The organism is Coleofasciculus sp. (assembly GCF_046565525.1).
In the GTDB taxonomy this organism is placed as follows: Bacteria; Cyanobacteriota; Cyanobacteriia; order Cyanobacteriales; family Coleofasciculaceae; genus Coleofasciculus.
The window spans coordinates 1-17,261 of the sequence record NZ_JBKHUP010000036.1; the positions used below are offsets into that span (position 1 = coordinate 1).

Genomic DNA, 17,261 nt, shown 5'->3' on the forward strand with positions numbered 1-17,261 from the left:
TCGATCTAAATCCTAGTTCTATCGGTTGGGCTTATGTTGATGGTCAAGGAAATTTAAAAGCTCAGGGAACTCTTCCTGTTCAGACGGGTTTACCCACAGGTAAACAAGATGCTCAAATTGTAGATGTTTGTTTGAAATTGGCAGCTTTAGCCAGGGATTTGAAGATCCCTATTCTGTGCGAAAGCTTAGATTTTTCGACAAAGAAAGCTCAATTACGAGAGCGTGGAAAAAAATATGCTCGAATGCTTTCTGCCTGGGCATACAGTCGTTTTTATCAGATTTTGTCATCGATTTTATCCAACCGAGGAATAACTCTTTATTTGTGCAATCCAGCTTACACGAGTTTGATTGGATTGGTTAAATATAGTCGAATGTATGGACTATCGGATGATGTGGCTGCGGCCCTAGCAATTGCCAGAAGAGGAATGAATTTGAGTGAGAGATTGCCGCGCTCTGTGTCCGCCTATCTCGGAGTGAATCCGAGAAAGCACGTATGGAGCGCTCTATATCAATTTAATAATTTTATTGGTCGATGCCCTGTAGTCAATCGTAGACACGATTACTATAGTGTCTCTAACTGGGAGCCATTGGTTAAGGCTGATATCGAGCAACAATGCCGGGTATCAGCCAAGCGTAAGCGTTAACGGTTATCGACCAAAAGTTACACCGTGGACTTATACCAAGGCAGAATTACTTATGGGTAGGTTTGTCTAGGTTTTTAGAAGCGGTAATAAAGGCTATATAATTGGCTGATAAGAATTAACAAAACTTAAGGCGGAATCGGAGAAATAAATGGCACTGATCACCACCGGAAAGACGTTTATTAGGGATTTAGAACAGTCCGGCGCATTGGCATTATACGCTCCCTTAGAGGGAGGATTTGAAGGGCGTTATCGGCGACGACTGCGGGCGGCGGGTTATACGACGATTTCTTTCTCCGTGAAAGGATTAGGCGATCCAGCCGCTTATTTGACGGATGTTCACGGTGTCCGTCCACCGCATCTGGGCAAGAAAACAATTGGTCAAAGCGCTGCTGTGGGTCCGGTTTACTTTGTCCCGCCTATCCTGACGTATCAATTGGAAAATCTACCGGCTAAGTCGAAAGGGATGGTACTGTGGCTAATCGAGGGCGCTAGTCTGTCCCGCCAAGAAATTGAATATTTCATCACTTTACCTAAGCAGGAGAAGCGTGTGAAAGTGGCGCTTGAAATGGGAGGCGAGCGCTATTTCCGTTGGCAGCCGCTTCAGGAGACTGTATCCCAGTGGGCATCCTAACGCGGTAGAGACGTTGCAGGCAACGTCTGTACAACTTAAAAGGGCGGGCGCTCCTCTAGGAAAACGGTTTGTGCCAAAATGTTATCGGGAAAACCCGCCCCTACAGTCCGGCTCCCGAACTGTCGCCACCTTACAGTTTGCGATCGCCGATTTGTGGGTTTGATAATCTTGAGAAGGACTGTAGTAGATTTGGGAACGTTTTTATGCTAGAGAAACGAGATTATACCTTAATCATTGATAAAAGCGGCAGTATGTCCATTCGGGATCAGTATTCTGGGAAAAGCCGCTGGGATGTTATGCAAGAGTCTACCCTGGCTTTAGCGAATAAATGCGAAGAATTTGATCCCGATGGTATCACCATTTACCTCTTTTCTGGTCGTTTCAAACGCTATGACGGTGTGACGGCTAATAAAGTTATCCAGGTATTCCAGGAAAATGAGCCATCAGGGCGCACTGACTTGGCATCTGTCTTGCAGGATGCCCTTAACAACTATTTTCAGCGTAAGACTAGCGGTCAGACGAAGTTGAATGGTGAAACCATACTGGTGGTTACCGATGGGGAACCCGATGACCGCAAAGCTGTGATGAAGGTGATTATCGAAGCGTCACGCAAAATGGATAAGGATGAAGAGTTAGCCATTTCCTTTATCCAAATTGGCAGTGATTCTCAAGCAACGAAGTTCCTCAAAATTCTTGATGATGAACTCGAAAGTGCTGGCGCAAAATTTGACATTGTGGATACAGTAACCATTGAGGATATGGAGGATATGACCTTAACAGACGTGTTGCTCAATGCTGTAATCGATTAGGCAACCAAGTTTAGTGGGTTTTCTGACACAGGGGGTGCATTTACCTCATCTGTGAGTATTATGCCGTCTCCTGGTGGAGTATCCGATCCTTAACTCAGGCGATCATCGAGAGCAGGTGTCAAGGGATTCCGTGTCAGAGTGGGCAAAAGCAAAGCGGATTAGAATAGAAGATATACAGGACATGACCTTTTGGGATGTGTCCTTCACTATAATTGTTGATAACAACATCTCTCGTCACTGAGAGTCTAGTCTTATGGCAGAATCCCTTGATGACTTATTAGCCCAAATCAAAACAGAATATCAAGAAAAAGATCAGGGAAAACCCCCTGAAAAAAAACCTCTGTTGGATGATGACGACTTGAAGTCGCCCCCAACGAATTCGTCCACGTATCAACCCATTTCCTCATCCCCATCCTCGCGATCGCCTGTAGAAGATAGTATACTCTCAGAATTGAAGGCTGAGTTTGAGGAGAAAGAGCACGAAGCCCAACGGAAACGACAGCAGCAACTGCAAGAGGAACAAATCAAGGCAAAACAGCGACAACAGCGCAAACGGGAAGCCCTGAAGCAACAAGCCCAAGAATGGTTAAATAATTTAAAGCCCCATTCTGAGGAAGGGCTTTGGTTTGAAGAGTTTTCTTATAGCTATCCCTCCAAACTCGAAGCCGCGATGGATTATCTGCAAGCGCTGCGGGAAACTCCTTGATCGGGAGATGAGGGAGCTTGTAGAGGCGTTCCGCTGAAACGTTGATATTAATCACCAATCGTGATATTTCTGGTATCTAGGAATTTTAATTGTTGATAGAGTATGGTTATTTGGGGAACCGCAACCCCAACCGTTTGCGCCGCCCGGATTGGGTTGCCAAACATGGCTTCGACTTCCAACGGACGATGACAATCATAGTCGATCTTCATGCTGGTACGATAGGGTTTCATCTTCATCGTATAATCCAGCATCTTTTGAACAAAACTCTCTTTTATCTCTAAACCATACCCCGCCGCCCCGGCTACAACTTCTCGCATCAGTTGTTCCGTCATCTGATACCCATGACTATCCTTCATAATTGCATCAGTTGTGGCATCTAATACGACAGATAGACCATTACAGGGAATATTCCACACCAATTTCTTCCACCGGGAAAGGAATAAATTCTCAGAAAGCTGAATCGGAATATTGGCTTGCTCAAAGTCAGCCGCAATCTGACGCATTGTTGGGGTAATTCCTTGGGGTTGGTGGTTTTTGCTGTATGCGCCGAGCTGGATTTGACCATAATCAAGGTGATGAATTTGACCCAAACCAATTTTATTTGAACAGACAAAGCAGAGTCCCCCTAAAACTTCCACGGTTTCCCCAACTATGGCAGCAATTTCAGGTTCAATCCCTAAGCCATTTTGCAAGGTGAGAACTACGGTTCCAGCTTTGATAAGAGGCGGAAGCAGGTGAGGAAGGAGATGATTTTGGGTGGTTTTTAGGGCGATTAATACGACATCACTTGGGGGCATATCTTTGACATGGTTGTAGGCATTCACCTGGGTTGACATCCTCACCGCCCTACAAGGACGGTGATTCCCTACCAGTCGAACAGCTTTAACTGCACGTACTCAAGGGTGGGTTGACGGCTCACCACACACTGCCTCATCCGAGGTCTTACACGCACTCCCCGTCCGTTTAGAGTCGTGGGTCTGCCCGACCCCGACTTTTGCTCGAAGCCCTGCTTGTTCTATATTGACCGAGGCATTATCGTCTCGGTCATGTTCTACGCCACAGTTAACACAGACAATTGTCCTGACTGATAGGTCTAACTTCCCCCATCGGTACCCACACTCAGAACAAACCTGGCTGGTAGGTTCCCATCGGTTGATAACTCGAAAGTCCCGGTTGTGCTTGTCGGCTTTGCCTTCACACAATGACCGAAATTCATACCATCCAGCTTGGCTAATTGCCCGTGATAATTTGCGGTTTTTGACCATACCGCCAACGTTTAAGTCTTCTAAGGCAATGACTTGGTTTTCGTCTACTACCTTAGTGGACAGCTTGTGCAAAAAATCCTTGCGCTTATCCCGTATTTGGGCGTTAAGCTTGGCTACTTGAACCCGCATCCGTTCTCGCCGCTTGCTCCCCTTTTGCCGCTTAGCTAGTCGCCGTGAAGAGCGTTTCAGCTTGCGATAGAGAAGGGAACAGTTCGGGCTATCTATTCTTTCCTTGTTACTACAAGACGCAAAAACCTTTAACCCTAAATCAATCCCAATGGACGGATTCTTGGGCGGTTTGATTTCCGGTTGTATCTCTACAACAAAGCTGAGGAAGTACCTGCCAGCGCAGTCTTTAATCACCGTAACCGAGCTTGGTTCAGACGGTAGAGGGCGTGACCACTTGGTTTTAACTTCCCCGATTTTGGCTAGGTAGACTTTGGTGGCTTTGACTTTAAATCCACCCCTAGTAAACCGCGCCGTCTGACGATTAACTCGCCGCTTAAACCGTGGTGGGTTTACCTTTTTTCCTTTGCGCTTGCCGGAGCGGGATTGAAAGAAGTTTTTGAAGGCTACCCCCAAATCAGCAACCGATTGTTGCAGGGGAATAGCCGACACCTGTCCCAGCCACGCCCTGTCTTCAGTTTTCTTAGCCTGGGTGATGCATAGCTTCTGGAGTTCACTATTTTTGGGTAGCTTATCCGACTGCTTACACAACGCTAGGGCATCATTCCAGACTACCCGTACACAACCAAACAGTCGCGCCAATGACTGACGCTGACCAGGGGTGGGATAGATTCGGAACTGGTATCGGCTTTTCATGTTACTATGATAACATATTGCAGCCAATATTAAGCCATGAAGCATTTATCGATTAGATGTTCTGACGCGGAATTTGAACGACTAAGGCGGTATTGCGCCCAGACAGAAAGGACGCAAAATGATGTGCTAAGAGAGTTTATTCGGAACTTGCAAACTACCGATAAAAAGTCGCCCTTTTAGGGCGAGGCTTTAGACCCTATTTTCCGGTAAGGGTTTGAGTCCTGTTTACCCAATCTACCCTAAGTCTGGCATCCTGGGAATTTCTGGGGAAGCAAAGGTGCGATCGCACTTTCCTTTTCCCCTTCATCCCCTAACCCCAACTTCAATCCGCAACAGAAGAGGAAGCATCACTCCCCGTCTCCAGATTATCCCCTGTCCCCGTTAACAATTAGTCCTGAAGGGTTTCTATAGTAACGGTTAATCCCTGCTCCTTAAGCAAATCCAGAATCTGTTGGGCATTTTCGCGGCTAATAAATAATCCCACTTGCATCATCAACGTCCCATTGTAAGAAGTACGGAATGATCCAGGAATCAGCGATCGCACCAAGGTTTGTTGATCGTCAGTTTTGGCGGCGACTAATACCCGATAGCGCCCTCCCTGTAGGGTTTTTGGGGGCTGTTCCTGGGGAATAGCGGGTGGATTGTTGCTATTGAGTACGGGAACAGAATCCCGGCGGGGGAACTCTGGAGAATTAACCGTGACATCTCCTATTTCAGCTTCAGGTTCAGAGGCGGCTGGTGTGGACGTATCGGGTATCTCTGTCTCGGTTGGCGAGGGGACAGAAATATCGATGATCTGGGGAACAGTTGCGGCTGGTGTCGCTGGATTCGTTGGGTTCTCTTGAGACTGGAGACTAGAGGGAACCGGAAAAGACGCGGCGGAAATGGAATAGGTTGAGGGGGATAGGGCTGTTTGAGCCATGGCTGCGGGTTGAGTCTCGGTTAATTCTTTGGGATTCGCCGCCGATAGGGTTGTTCCGTTGGAGGGGAATGTGGTGGGGAGTATTTCTAACTGGGAGATACTCCTATCGGGTTCAACGATGGGGGAAACCTGTTCAGGAGTTGGGGAAGGATTCGCCGTGGTTTCAACGGGTTGAGATACCGATTCCGTTTCGGCAATACTTGGAGTCGTGGGGGATTCAGCTGGGGTTGAGGGAAGGTTGCGACTCAATTCCAAGCTAGGGTTATCCCGGTCAATAAACACATTTTCCCGTACATCTGCCTGTAATGTCCCCGCCACGAGAATACCCTCGCCACCATTGTTATAAAAGTAATTGCTGCGAATGGTTGGCGCACTATTTCCCTTCACCACAATTGCGGCGCTGGTATTTTCTGTAAAGGTATTATCCACCACCACCGGTGAACTTGATTCAATCCATAACCCATACCCTTGAGGATTGGGATTAGTAATCGTCACCCCGGTTACCGTAGCGGGGTTAGCTGCCAGAATAGTAATATTCTGCTGGGATAGGGTGGGACTCTCAAATAGACCTCCCCCTTGGATAATAATATTCTCCCCTCTAGTTCGGGGATTCCCTTGCAACGTGACGCCGGGGGGCAAAATCAAGGGAAAGGTTTCGCCGGTTTGGAAACTATAGATACCGGGCGCTAATCTTATCACCGTATCCGGTTGAGCCACTTGTAAAGCTTTGGCAATGGTTTTGAACGGGGAATCCATATTACCATTACCATTAATATCATCCCCAGTCATGGGGTTGACCAACAACACTGGGGTGTCTTGCTGATTCTGGGCAACAAGTCCCTGGGGAATCAAGGTTAACTGTGCCATAGCTTGGGGCAAACCCAGAGGAGTCAGGGTGATGCAGCCGAGAGAAACCACAGCAAGCGCACCGAACCCACACCGGACTAAGTGTGGGTGGCGAAACTGTTGAATTGGGTAGGGCTTAATCATTTCCGGCGCTGTGAATCTCAACCTCATGTTTTGAGTTTACAGTAAAGCGATGGTGAAAGCCCCCGCGTTTTAACCGGGGGATGAAACCGAGCTCGGCGTTCAGCCCAGCAACTTGAGTTGCGAGTGTGAGCTTGACTAGGGTATAATTCTACCCTAAGCTCAACGCGGTAAAATGATTGTCTACGAGGGTAAGCTAAAAGGTAAAGAGTATCAGTATAGAAGGCTCGATGAAGCCATTCGTACTGGTCTTTTTATTCGTAACGCTTGCCTTCGCTACTGGGAAGATGGTCAGGCTAAAACTCGTAATGACTTTTCTAAGTATTGTACGATTCTTGGTAAAAGCAAAGAGTTCCCCTGGGCGGGAAAGTTAAACTCCCAGGCTCGACAAGCCATGTCTGAGCGAACTTGGGCTAGCATTGCCAGATTCTTGGAAAACTGCAAAAAGAAAACCCCAGGGAAGAAAGGCTATCCCAAGTACAAGAAAAACCGCCTTAATCATGGCTCCGTAGAGTACAAAACATCCGGATGGAAGCTATCAGAGAATCGTGACTCGATCACGTTCACTGACGGGTTTAAAGCAGGGACATTTAAGCTCTATGGGACTCGTGACCTTAACTACTACCAAAAAAGCCAAATCAAACGAGTTAGAGTAGTTCGCCGCGCCGATGGGTACTACGCTCAGTTTTGTATCGACCATAACCGAACTGAGGAGAGAAAGCCAACGGGTAACACCATCGGGTTAGATGTGGGACTGAATCATTTCTATACCGACTCAAATGGCGAAACCGTTGATAACCCTAGATTTTTGAGGAAGTCAGAGAAACAATTAAAACGCCTCCAGAAGCGGGTATCTAAGAAGAAGAAGAAGGGGCAACCACAATCTAATAACTACAAGAAGGCTAAACAGAAGTTAGCCAAGGAACACTTGAAAGTTAGTAGGCAGCGTAAAGACTTTGCGGTAAAGACTGCATTGTGCGTAGTCCGGTCTAACGACTTGGTAGCTTATGAAGACTTGCAAGTGCGAAATATGGTCAAAAATCACCACCTAGCTAAATCGATTAGCGATGCCGCCTGGTCTGAATTTAGGCGGTGGATTGAGTATTTCGGGAAAGTGTTTGGGGTGGCAACGGTTGCCGTTAAGCCTCACTACACCTCCCAGAACTGTTCTAATTGCGGTTGTGTGGTGAACAAATCACTATCAACTCGAACACATAAATGTAAGTGCGGATGTGTTTTAGACCGTGACTGGAATGCTGCCATCAATATACTCAAGGAAGCACTTCGTACGCTCCGGGCATACAGGAACGCTCCAGGAATACTGGATAAACGCTTCGGGACAACTCGCCCTCTTCTGCATTGACTCTCGTCAATGCAGTAAGGTGATTGGATGAACGAAGAATCCCCCGTGCTTTCAGCCGGGGGAGTGTCAATGTACTTAGTTGCATTAGAATAACGAATCAACAACAGTTCTACAATTATGGAAAATTTCCAACACTTATGAACCACATCATACTCGGTCAAGAATTAAAAGCCGTCACCCTGTTAGGATAAGAAATAACGTGGAGCAGTTGGCGATGAGCGGGTACAACGGTTGGATGGGTCAAGAACCAGCAGTTTGCCGGATTTTAGATGCGAATTTAGACCGAGCCAGAGAAGGCTTACGGATTATAGAAGAGTGGTGTCGCTTTGGTCTAAATAGCGTGCAGATGGCAAGTGAATGCAAGCAGATGCGCCAAGAACTTGCCCGTTGGCATAGTCGAGAGATTCGCGCCGAACGGGATACCCCTGGTGATCTAGGGACGGAACTGTCTCATCCCCAGGAAGAACAACGTGCCAATATCCAACAAGTTTTGCAAGCCAACCTCTGTCGGGTTCAGGAAGCCTTACGGGTACTAGAGGAATATGGTAAACTGTATAGCCCCAGTATGGGAGTCGCTTGCAAACAAATGCGCTATCGGGTCTATACCCTAGAGAGTCAGTTGCTCATCTACCACCGCTATCAACTGCTGAAGCGATCGCAGCTTTATTTAGTCACCTTACCCTCAGACCAACTCTTACCCACGGTAGAAGCAGCGCTACAAGGGGGAGTGACGTTAGTTCAGTATCGGGAAAAGGGGGCTGAAGATTTGGTCAGACTCGCTCAAGCCCAGAAACTGCGCCAGATGTGCCACCATTACGGGGCATTATTTATTATGAACGATCGCGTGGATTTGGCTCTGGCGATTGATGCCGATGGCGTTCATTTAGGACAGCAGGATATGCCCATTGCTGTAGCGAGAAAACTCCTCGGACCTCATCGGATTATTGGTCGCTCTACCACAAATTCTGACGAAATGCAACGGGCAATTGCAGAAGGCGCCGATTACATTGGCGTAGGACCTGTTTATGAAACCCCCACCAAAGTCGGCAAAGCGGCGGCGGGTTTAGACTATGTGCAGTACGCGGCACAAAAGGCATCAATTCCCTGGTTTGCGATCGGTGGCATTGATCCGAATAATATTCATGAGGTCTTAGGGGCGGGAGCAAAAAGAGTCGCGATCGTGCGTGCGATAATGCAAGCGGAACAACCAACATTGGTTACCCAGTATTTCCTCTCTCAACTCACCAAAGAACAAAACCTGCGTCGTATTGAAGCCAGTACTCCTCAATTATGACCAACACTCGCGATCAAATTACTCTACAAGTGAATGGTGAATCCCGTACCTGTGCGGCTGACACCAAATTGCCTCAGCTTTTGGAACAGCTTGACCTAAATCCGCGCTTAGTGGCGGTTGAGTACAATGGTGAGATTCTCCACCGCCAGTTTTGGTCAACGACTCAGATTAAGGAAGGGGATCAGCTAGAAGTGGTGACGATTGTCGGTGGTGGGTAGGGGAGCACTATCCTGTTCCCTGACAAATGACGAATCGGTAATCTCGACTCTTAGGATGTTTGAGCTGATGAAAGAGAGCGATACAGTGGAAGTGTAGTCATTCATACCCACCCAGCTTGAGGTGATTCGTCTTCCTTAGTTTAGATTCAGGAGTGGAAAGAGACTGCAGATGGCTAATGTAAGCAGTTGGAAACTCACCTCAGTTGGGATAGTCTTAATTAACCTATGCGTAACCATCCTTTTTCAAAGCTCAAACCCCTTTTAAAGTCTCTGCTCGTTTTTGGTCTCATTTTTACCTTAGTCCTGGGGAATGCCAGTGACGCCTTAGCTGCTCGCAGTGGTGGTAGAATTGGTGGCGGTTCCTTCCGCGCTCCGAGTCGCACCTATTCTCCCCCTGGTGGAGGGTATCGCGCTCCCGGTGGCGGTTATGGATATGGTGGGCGAGGAATTGGTTTTCCCTTCCTCTTACCCTTCTTCGGCTTCGGTGGTATGGGTAGTCTGTTCGGGATTCTGATCTTCTTTGCGATCGCGAATTTCTTGGTACAGTCTTTCCGTCGTCTGGGTGAAGGAGGCGGAAATGATATCCCTAACACGATCAATCCCAAGGTTTCCGTGGGACGCTTGCAAGTGGGTTTACTTGCCAGTGCGCGTAATCTTCAGCAGGAACTTGACGAGTTAGCTCAACAAGCTGATACCGATTCACCTCAAGGACGAGCGCAAGTGCTGCAAGAGTCTACTTTAGCCTTACTACGCCATCCTGAATACTGGGTCTATGGTGCAGCGCAATCCCAACAGATTGCTTTAGACGCCGCCGAAGCCCGGTTTAATCAGCTCTCTTTAGCAGAACGCAGTAAATTTGCCGAAGAAACCTTATCTAATTATGAGGGTCAACTTCGCCAAGGGACTGCCAAAGCGGCTGAAGGGAATGGAGCCTTGGTTGAATCTCAAGCTCCCGGTGAATACATTATCGTCACCCTTTTAGCCGGCGTACAAGGGAAGCTGGAATTACCCACCATCAATAGTTCTGATGACTTGCGTCAAGCCTTGCGTCAGATAGGTGGTGTGTCAAGCGAGCGCTTATTGGCAATTGAAGTCCTCTGGACACCCCAAGCCGAAGGCGATACGTTAACCTCAGATGATGTATTAGCGGAATATCCTGATCTGAAACTGGTTTAACTCACATCTTGCACCGAGAGTCAGTAAGCCCGAAACCCGATGAGGAGTTCAAACTACCGGTTTTGGGCTAAGAGTTCAAGTTCATTCAAATGGACTCAAACTCTTATCTAGTTGTCTTTAGACAACTTTCGCTTTTAGCCTTGGGTTTCAACCCAAGGCGGTTTAACAAAGTCAACTAACTGGTTAATTAAACGGTCTTGTTCTATTGACAAAATTGACTTTCCTTGCATTACTTCTTGAAAAAGTACCAAAGAAGACATAGAACTCAAAAAAATATAAGCAGTCAACTCCGGATCACGAATTTGCCAGTCCGGATGGGACTCAAAATACTGCTTCAGACTATGACTTTCTTCCCCAATCACCCGGCGGATAAACAATTGTGCCAAGTGAGGAAAATGACCCGATTCAGCAATCAATAAACGTAGAAACGCCCCGTACTCTGGATGATTCATTTTCAATAGAAATGCCTCTGCCAGTCTGCGTAACCCTATTGCTGGCTCATCAGACAGTTCAGACTGGAACTCTGGCTGAAACTGCTCATCAATGAACTGTTCCACCAATTCGATAAACAATCCTTCTTTGGAGTGAAAATGATTGTAAATGGTATGCTTAGATACGTCTGCCTCGGTGGCTATCTGATCCATACTTGTTTCCCTGTAGCCATGCTGGATAAAAAGTTGCATAGCGGCTTGGGCAATTTGCTCACGTTTAGATGGTTTCATAAATAATTATGGAATGGTTCATTTGATACTCAGTGGCGTTTTGCAGCCCAAACGTCCCCTCCTAAAGGTAGAAGGAGGGATCAGGTTTGTCATTCAGGACTGAGTAATAGTTCAACTGATCATCGAGGATGTAACGTTTCCTCATCCCCGATTTCCAATCCTCTTTGAAAGCAGTAACAAATGGACAGGGTAAAGGAACAAGATGGAAAGGAAGCCTGTTTTACCTTCACCCTTTGCCCAAAAAAATTAACGGTTACCGCTAAAATTGCAACCTGGTATGAGAGACTGGACTCATGACACCCTTTACTAATATAGTATGCGAAATTTCGATGTTGTCGTAGTTGGCGCAGGTCCAGCCGGGGGACAATGTGCGAGGTGGTTAGCTAAATCCGGTTATCATGTTTTGTTGGTCGAGCAGCATGAAACCTTTGAAAAAAATGATTTTTCGAGTGCGGCTACGCCATTAGAAACCTTAGAAAAATTTGACTTGCCTGAGGATGTTGTCGGTAGTTTTTGGCAGAATTTGGTGATTGTTACCACTAATTTAACCCGAAATTGGGATTCTCCGCAAACCTTAGGGGCTGTCTTAAATTTCGCCAAGTTGAGAAAATTCCTGGCTGATGAGGTTAAATCTTGTGGCGGTGACGTTTGGCTGGGATATCGATATATGAAATATGCCCAAAAACAGGGCGAGACGTTGGTTGAACTGAAGCCGCGAGGGGGTGAACCCATTACTGTCACCACTCAGGTGCTGGTGGATGCGACAGGACCGGCTAGAGCACTCATTTATAGGAAAGAAAGCGAGAAACCTGCGTTCCTCAAGCCGTCTGGAATTGAATATTTAATTGAAGTCTCAGACAATGATTATGAGAAGTATGCTAATTCCCTCTGGTTTTTCTTGGGGCATAAATGGATGCCAAAAGGCTATTCTTGGATATTTCCGATGGAGAAGCCTCAGTTAAAGGTGGGGGCGGCATCCTATCGATTAGACCACAAACTTATTAAGCAAACGGAATCGATTCGATATTATATTGATTTACTGATTCACGAGTATATACAAGCCAAAGACTATAAAATTATCGATATTCATGGGTCAACCCTACATTATTCCAGTGGACTTCAGGATATTTACTATCGCGATAACATTATTGCCATTGGAGATGCGGTATCAATGGTAAACCTTTTGGGCGGTGAAGGGATTCGCCATGCCATGCATTGTGCTGAAATAGCTGGCAAGCATATTCAGAAGTACTTAAAGGGTGAATCAGCCAGTTTTCAGGATTATCAAAAAGAAATATATCAGAAATTTTCCCGGAGCTGGAATTTGTCAGAAAAGATTGGCATGAAACGCTATTTAATTGAAAGCGACCAAAAAATTGATGAAGGTGTATCTTATCTGGCGCCTCTAGAGACTCAAGAGATGATGGATATCCTGTTTTACTATAAATTTGAGAAACTCTCCAAGAGCTTGATCGTTTACCTGATGCGAAAAATTAGATCATGGTGGAAAGTTAAAGGGCAAGGACAAATGACAAAGGACAAATGACAAAAGACCAAAGCAGGTTAAACTATACTCAGTTTCCCTGGTTCGTTAACTCCCTTAGTAACTATGCCCAACAATCCGGTGTATCCCATCGTTTGGCGCGACGATCGCGTGCTACTGATTGACCAAACCCGTTTACCCCAAAACTATGCCGTCGTTGAAATTAAGTGCTGTGAGGATATGGCACGGGCAATTAGAACCATGATTGTCCGAGGGGCGCCGGCGATTGGTGTGGCGGCGGCTTACGGGATGTACTTGGGGGCGCGAGACATTAAAACAGACGATCGCGAGACGTTTTTAACTGAACTCGAAGAGGTTTCCAAACTCCTGCGTCAAACTCGCCCGACGGCGGTGAATCTATTTTGGGCGATCGCGCGGATGTTGAAAACTGCCCATGAAACCATTGGTTCAGTGGATCAGTTAAAAACCGCCCTGCTGGAAACCGCCCAAGGGATTCAGGTTGAAGATTTACAGATCTGTAACGCGATCGGGGATAATGGGTTGGCGGCGATGCCCGCGACTCCAGAAAAATTATGTATTCTTACCTATTGTAATGCTGGTTCCCTAGCCACAGCAGGCTATGGTACCGCCTTGGGGGTGGTGCGTTCAACGTGGCGCCAGCAGCGGTTAGCCAGAATCTATGCTTGTGAAACTCGTCCTCGGTTGCAAGGGGCAAAACTGACGGCTTGGGAATGTGTGCAAGAGGGAATCCCGGTAACGTTGATTACCGATAATATGGCAGCCCATTGTATGAATCGGGGATTGATTGATGCAGTGGTGGTGGGTGCAGACAGAATTGCCGCAAATGGGGATACGGCGAATAAAATTGGCACCTATAGTGTGGCATTACTCGCCAAAGCCCATAATATTCCTTTCTTTGTCGCCGCCCCTCTATCTACAGTTGATTTCGAGTTGCCCACAGGGGATTTAATTCCGATTGAAGAACGCCATCCCTCGGAAATTTATCAAGTTGGTGAGACGGTGATTTGTCCCACGGGTGTGGAGTTTTATAATCCGGCGTTTGATGTCACGCCAGCGGAGTTAATTTCAGCCATTATTACCGAAAAAGGAGCGATGCGTCCAGAGGAGTTGCAGCAGTTTCGCGTGAAGCAGTTGGCTTAATGGTTGGCTTGACAGGTGCTGGGTGAAAATGGTGCAAGATTATCGGTACACTTGAGAACTCGATGCCGTAAACGAATTCATTCAAGCTATCCGCACTCGTTGAGGGTAATTGTAATCTGGAATATAAGTAGTCGGACAAAATTAATAATTTTGACAATTTTAGAAGAAGGGTTGGACTTTAGACTAATGTCACAGATAGCGGTAAGTTTACAAAAATTTTCGAGCAACCACCCTATATGTGGTGTAGTTTTGAATTTAGTCTAAACTCCAGTAATAAGGGACGATGGAAAATTAGTCCTGGCAGTAGTAAGGCAAGATTAGCGATGAAAAATGAACTCAGTTTCAGCATGGTTTCCGCTTCTATCTACATTCACTGAAAATCGGAGCAAGGGAAGCAGGGGAATCAGGGGGAGCTGGGGAAGAGAAAAATAGGTAATCTTCTACCGGGAAGGGAATAGGAAGTTTGGATGGAAGCAGAAATCTTACCGACGCGGCTGAAGTGGCTGAAGCTGCTGTAGACGCTGTTGCCGTTGTTGCCGCCGCTGTTGCCGCTGCTGGCGATCAAACGGACGGAAGCGATCGCGCCTTAGGGGTACGCGGTTGACTCGAGTTCTGGGTGAAGCCCCGGCTAGATCTGCCAAGATTTCCTCAGCCGCACGTTCACCCGTTTCACAACCCCCTTCCATATAGCCTTGATATTCCAGGGAAGTGTGTTCGCCAGCAAAAAAGAGATTACCGACTCGTTCTCCTTCTGCGCCGTACATCTGAGTCCATTGTCCCACCAAATAGCACGAATAAGACCCACGGCTATATTGCTCACCGGGCCAGTAGGAGCGGACAGCTTTACCTGGAATCCGAGTGGCACTAATACCAGGGAAAATCTGCTCTAATTGCGGTAATAGTCTTCGGGCGTGAACTTCAGGCGTTGCTGTTCCGATCGCTAAGCCTTGGCGTCCTCCAGGTAAGTTAACGAGCAAGCCAGCACTCTGGGATGTAGAGATACTATGACTCACCTCGTTTATAGTTTGAAACCCTAGGTCAGCATAGACATTGCCGATGGATTCATAACGGGTTCGCCAAATTTTTTCCGTGTAGCCCGTGATTAATCTAGAATTCGTGCCATAGCCAATACTATTAATAGCTAACTGTTTCACTGGCGGTAAATCTACGTCCAGCTCAATGGTGCGTAGTACGCTAAATGGCAAAGTCAGCACAATCCGTTCATAGGTGCGCTCATCAGTTCTACCCCCAGATCTTAATCCTACCCGGTAACGGCCATCTGAGCGGCTCCTGATTGATTCTAAAACCGTCCCTGTTTCCACAGAACGCCCCAATAACTGTGCCAGTCGCCGGGGAATTTGCTGATTCCCTCCCTCAATGTAGAAACGCTCGTCACTTGTACCTAAAAGACTAAATTCACCCGGTTCAGTGCCGATCAAATACAGGAGATTTAAACAGGATTGTTCTTGGGCTTCTCGACCATATTCCACGGTGTAAGCCACCTCAATGAGCCGTTGGATTAGAGGTGTTGCACCAACACCTGTTAAATACGCGCTAATTGAAAGATTATCTAACGTTTTTATTGCTGGAAAGATGGTCGTGTAGTTTTCAAAATTGTCGATCGCCTCTAAATCGGCGTTCATCTGTTCCGCAACAGGTGCAAATTCCGTGATAATTTGCGCGATCGGAACTTGGCGTCCTTCAAAGAAGTAAATTTCTGGTATCAATCCTTGCTCACTGAGTTGTCGATCAACCAGGTTAAACCCAAGTTCTGTTGCCAGTTTTTTTATGTAAACGTGATCAGTATTGATAAATTCTCCACCCAGTTCTACCAGAAATGGGGTATCGATGGCATTAGGCACAGTCCGAATCCGACCGCCGACTTGGTTCCTCGCCTCAATCACATTCACGGGAACCCCAGCTTGCTGCAAGCGATAGGCAGCGGTCAATCCAGCAATTCCTGCACCCACCACCAAGACGGGGGATACACCAGGTTGTGCCACAGCACGATGCCCATCCCGCCGAAAAGTCGTAGCCGCAGCGGCTCCAGCTAAGGCTAAACCACCTTGTAACAAACGGCGACGAGATGTTTTCGTTTTCAGGTTCAGGTTGCCAATCACCTCAGCAGGGGGAATACCTGTTTTTCGGGATATCTGAGCAATTTTGTAGGCTTGACGCAGGATTTTGATCAGGGGAGATTTAGCCATTTTTTACCCTTACCTGTTTTAAATTTTTTTGATTCAGTTTTGATATTTATTAACTATATGGGCGTAGAGGAACACTTGTACATCCCGATTTTGTAAAGATTTTTGACCCTTTTATGAAGATTTTGTAAAGACTTGTTCTCCACCAGCCGTTATGGTGTTAAAGCTTTACGATAAAACAAATACACAGATTTAAGTTTTCTATCAGATTGCAACAGAGCCAAACTGGAGGAATAGGGTGAAGAACTACCAAAAATTAGCGATTGTTACTGCTGGATTAGCTTTGAGCTTTGCCGCAATAGAGGCTAACTCGGCACAAGCGGCGATCATTACCTACGATTTCACGGTGGATGTGACCACAGGTCTGTTGACCGATACCCAATATCAGGGATTTTTCAGCTACGATGACTCGACTTTAAACGGAAGTGGGGTCGAATCGGTGGGAATTGCAGAGGGATTGTCGATTTCCTTTGACTTTTTGGGGGTTACCTATACCGAAGCTGATGACAATCTAGTTGACTTTGGTTTTCCCTTTGTCGAATTTAACCAGGGAAGCCTAGTGGGATTGCAATATACAGTCTCGAATGGCGCTATTTTCTCCATATTTGGCGACAACCCAACTGGTTTGGGAGGAGGAGACGAGTTTAACTATATCGATGAAACCTCCTTTGAGGTGGGCAATGGCAATGTAACCTACTCCTTGCGTCCCCCCTCGGCTTCTGTTCCAGAACCTAGCGCTGTTTTAGGGCTTGGCATTTTGGGTTTTGGCTGGTTGGTAAGAACAAAGTTTAGGGTTCATCGTTGATTGTTAATGGTTCATCGTTGATTGCGGA

16 protein-coding genes and 2 pseudogenes are annotated in these 17,261 nt (G+C 46.8%); 13 read left to right on the top strand and 5 right to left on the bottom strand.

The annotated features are described in order from the left end of the window. The 4 genes and pseudogenes from ACLGGO_RS14560 to ACLGGO_RS14575 all read left to right on the top strand — a co-directional run. Positions 1-644 (top strand): annotated as a pseudogene (locus ACLGGO_RS14560) (hypothetical protein); the annotation flags it as partial. Positions 645-792: 148 nt separating this feature from the next. Then, positions 793-1,275 (top strand): NAD(P)H-quinone oxidoreductase subunit N, encoded by a 483-nt coding sequence (gene ndhN / locus ACLGGO_RS14565; protein WP_446335797.1) that lies wholly within the window; start codon positions 793-795, stop codon positions 1,273-1,275. A 203-nt stretch (positions 1,276-1,478) separates the two neighbouring features. After that, complete coding sequence (locus ACLGGO_RS14570) at positions 1,479-2,084, top strand: vWA domain-containing protein (RefSeq protein WP_446335834.1); 606 nt, start codon at positions 1,479-1,481, stop codon at positions 2,082-2,084. Positions 2,085-2,337: 253 nt separating this feature from the next. Further along, complete coding sequence (locus tag ACLGGO_RS14575) at positions 2,338-2,790, top strand: salt stress protein, Slr1339 family (RefSeq protein ID WP_446419841.1); 453 nt, start codon at positions 2,338-2,340, stop codon at positions 2,788-2,790. 47 nt (positions 2,791-2,837) lie between these two features. On the opposite strand, the gene ACLGGO_RS14580 is transcribed toward ACLGGO_RS14575, so the two are convergent. Both ACLGGO_RS14580 and ACLGGO_RS14585 read right to left on the bottom strand, forming a co-directional pair. Continuing rightward, positions 2,838-3,626: a 2-dehydropantoate 2-reductase gene (locus ACLGGO_RS14580; protein WP_446419842.1), complete on the bottom strand. Its 789-nt coding sequence runs from the start codon at positions 3,624-3,626 to the stop codon at positions 2,838-2,840. Positions 3,627-3,686: 60 nt separating this feature from the next. Then, positions 3,687-4,877: an RNA-guided endonuclease InsQ/TnpB family protein gene (locus ACLGGO_RS14585; protein ID WP_446419843.1), complete on the bottom strand. Its 1,191-nt coding sequence runs from the start codon at positions 4,875-4,877 to the stop codon at positions 3,687-3,689. Between the two features lie 36 nt (positions 4,878-4,913). Here ACLGGO_RS14585 and ACLGGO_RS14590 point away from each other — a divergent pair, with 36 nt between their 5' ends. After that, positions 4,914-5,057, top strand: a complete 144-nt coding sequence (locus ACLGGO_RS14590) for a ribbon-helix-helix protein, CopG family (protein WP_446419844.1) — start codon at positions 4,914-4,916, stop codon at positions 5,055-5,057. Positions 5,058-5,265: 208 nt separating this feature from the next. Here the strand turns inward: ACLGGO_RS14590 and ACLGGO_RS14595 are convergent, their stop codons facing one another. Next, positions 5,266-6,789 (bottom strand): DUF1565 domain-containing protein, encoded by a 1,524-nt coding sequence (locus ACLGGO_RS14595; RefSeq protein WP_446419845.1) that lies wholly within the window; start codon positions 6,787-6,789, stop codon positions 5,266-5,268. 172 nt (positions 6,790-6,961) lie between these two features. Here ACLGGO_RS14595 and ACLGGO_RS14600 point away from each other — a divergent pair. From ACLGGO_RS14600 to ACLGGO_RS14615, 4 genes and pseudogenes are all read left to right on the top strand, one after another. After that, positions 6,962-8,180: pseudogene (locus tag ACLGGO_RS14600) on the top strand (RNA-guided endonuclease InsQ/TnpB family protein). Between the two features lie 183 nt (positions 8,181-8,363). Continuing rightward, complete coding sequence (locus ACLGGO_RS14605) at positions 8,364-9,443, top strand: thiamine phosphate synthase (protein WP_446419846.1); 1,080 nt, start codon at positions 8,364-8,366, stop codon at positions 9,441-9,443. Then, complete coding sequence (gene thiS, locus ACLGGO_RS14610; protein ID WP_446353681.1) at positions 9,440-9,661, top strand: sulfur carrier protein ThiS; 222 nt, start codon at positions 9,440-9,442, stop codon at positions 9,659-9,661. Before ACLGGO_RS14605 ends, thiS begins: the two co-directional genes overlap by 4 nt. Before the next feature lie 225 nt (positions 9,662-9,886). Then, on the top strand, positions 9,887-10,837 hold the full coding sequence (locus ACLGGO_RS14615) for a DUF1517 domain-containing protein (RefSeq protein WP_446335803.1): 951 nt from the start codon (positions 9,887-9,889) through the stop codon (positions 10,835-10,837). 134 nt (positions 10,838-10,971) lie between these two features. Here the strand turns inward: ACLGGO_RS14615 and ACLGGO_RS14620 are convergent, their stop codons facing one another. Next, positions 10,972-11,559: a TetR/AcrR family transcriptional regulator gene (locus ACLGGO_RS14620; RefSeq protein ID WP_446419847.1), complete on the bottom strand. Its 588-nt coding sequence runs from the start codon at positions 11,557-11,559 to the stop codon at positions 10,972-10,974. A gap of 316 nt (positions 11,560-11,875) precedes the next feature. Here ACLGGO_RS14620 and ACLGGO_RS14625 point away from each other — a divergent pair, with 316 nt between their 5' ends. From ACLGGO_RS14625 to mtnA, 3 genes are read left to right on the top strand one after another with little or no spacing between them, the layout of a single operon-like run. After that, the gene (locus ACLGGO_RS14625; protein WP_446419848.1) at positions 11,876-13,105 is read left to right on the top strand and encodes an NAD(P)/FAD-dependent oxidoreductase; all 1,230 of its coding nucleotides are present in this window, start codon (positions 11,876-11,878) and stop codon (positions 13,103-13,105) included. Continuing rightward, positions 13,102-13,227, top strand: a complete 126-nt coding sequence (locus ACLGGO_RS14630) for a hypothetical protein (protein WP_446335807.1) — start codon at positions 13,102-13,104, stop codon at positions 13,225-13,227. Before ACLGGO_RS14625 ends, ACLGGO_RS14630 begins: the two co-directional genes overlap by 4 nt. Beyond that, the gene (mtnA, locus tag ACLGGO_RS14635) at positions 13,169-14,224 is read left to right on the top strand and encodes an S-methyl-5-thioribose-1-phosphate isomerase (protein ID WP_446335808.1); all 1,056 of its coding nucleotides are present in this window, start codon (positions 13,169-13,171) and stop codon (positions 14,222-14,224) included. Before ACLGGO_RS14630 ends, mtnA begins: the two co-directional genes overlap by 59 nt. A 482-nt stretch (positions 14,225-14,706) precedes the next feature. On the opposite strand, the gene ACLGGO_RS14640 is transcribed toward mtnA, so the two are convergent. Then, positions 14,707-16,431, bottom strand: coding sequence for a flavin monoamine oxidase family protein (locus tag ACLGGO_RS14640; RefSeq protein ID WP_446419849.1), 1,725 nt, complete (start codon positions 16,429-16,431; stop codon positions 14,707-14,709). Positions 16,432-16,666: 235 nt separating this feature from the next. Here ACLGGO_RS14640 and ACLGGO_RS14645 point away from each other — a divergent pair, with 235 nt between their 5' ends. After that, on the top strand, positions 16,667-17,233 hold the full coding sequence (locus ACLGGO_RS14645; RefSeq protein ID WP_446419850.1) for a PEP-CTERM sorting domain-containing protein: 567 nt from the start codon (positions 16,667-16,669) through the stop codon (positions 17,231-17,233). Positions 17,234-17,261 lie beyond the last annotated feature (28 nt).

What these genes read in the sequence shown, in the direction of transcription:
- ACLGGO_RS14595 (WP_446419845.1), bottom strand. Translation starts at nt 6,789, where the DNA reads ATGATTAAGCCCTACCCAATTCAACAGTTTCGCCACCCACACTTAGTC.
- ACLGGO_RS14575 (WP_446419841.1), top strand. Translation starts at nt 2,338, where the DNA reads ATGGCAGAATCCCTTGATGACTTATTAGCCCAAATCAAAACAGAATAT.
- ACLGGO_RS14605 (WP_446419846.1), top strand. Translation starts at nt 8,364, where the DNA reads ATGAGCGGGTACAACGGTTGGATGGGTCAAGAACCAGCAGTTTGCCGG.
- ACLGGO_RS14590 (WP_446419844.1), top strand. Translation starts at nt 4,914, where the DNA reads ATGAAGCATTTATCGATTAGATGTTCTGACGCGGAATTTGAACGACTA.
- ACLGGO_RS14630 (WP_446335807.1), top strand. Translation starts at nt 13,102, where the DNA reads ATGACAAAAGACCAAAGCAGGTTAAACTATACTCAGTTTCCCTGGTTC.
- mtnA (WP_446335808.1), top strand. Translation starts at nt 13,169, where the DNA reads ATGCCCAACAATCCGGTGTATCCCATCGTTTGGCGCGACGATCGCGTG.
- ACLGGO_RS14585 (WP_446419843.1), bottom strand. Translation starts at nt 4,877, where the DNA reads ATGAAAAGCCGATACCAGTTCCGAATCTATCCCACCCCTGGTCAGCGT.
- ACLGGO_RS14620 (WP_446419847.1), bottom strand. Translation starts at nt 11,559, where the DNA reads ATGAAACCATCTAAACGTGAGCAAATTGCCCAAGCCGCTATGCAACTT.
- ACLGGO_RS14640 (WP_446419849.1), bottom strand. Translation starts at nt 16,431, where the DNA reads ATGGCTAAATCTCCCCTGATCAAAATCCTGCGTCAAGCCTACAAAATT.
- ACLGGO_RS14625 (WP_446419848.1), top strand. Translation starts at nt 11,876, where the DNA reads ATGCGAAATTTCGATGTTGTCGTAGTTGGCGCAGGTCCAGCCGGGGGA.
- ACLGGO_RS14570 (WP_446335834.1), top strand. Translation starts at nt 1,479, where the DNA reads ATGCTAGAGAAACGAGATTATACCTTAATCATTGATAAAAGCGGCAGT.
- ACLGGO_RS14580 (WP_446419842.1), bottom strand. Translation starts at nt 3,626, where the DNA reads ATGTCAACCCAGGTGAATGCCTACAACCATGTCAAAGATATGCCCCCA.
- ndhN (WP_446335797.1), top strand. Translation starts at nt 793, where the DNA reads ATGGCACTGATCACCACCGGAAAGACGTTTATTAGGGATTTAGAACAG.
- thiS (WP_446353681.1), top strand. Translation starts at nt 9,440, where the DNA reads ATGACCAACACTCGCGATCAAATTACTCTACAAGTGAATGGTGAATCC.
- ACLGGO_RS14615 (WP_446335803.1), top strand. Translation starts at nt 9,887, where the DNA reads ATGCGTAACCATCCTTTTTCAAAGCTCAAACCCCTTTTAAAGTCTCTG.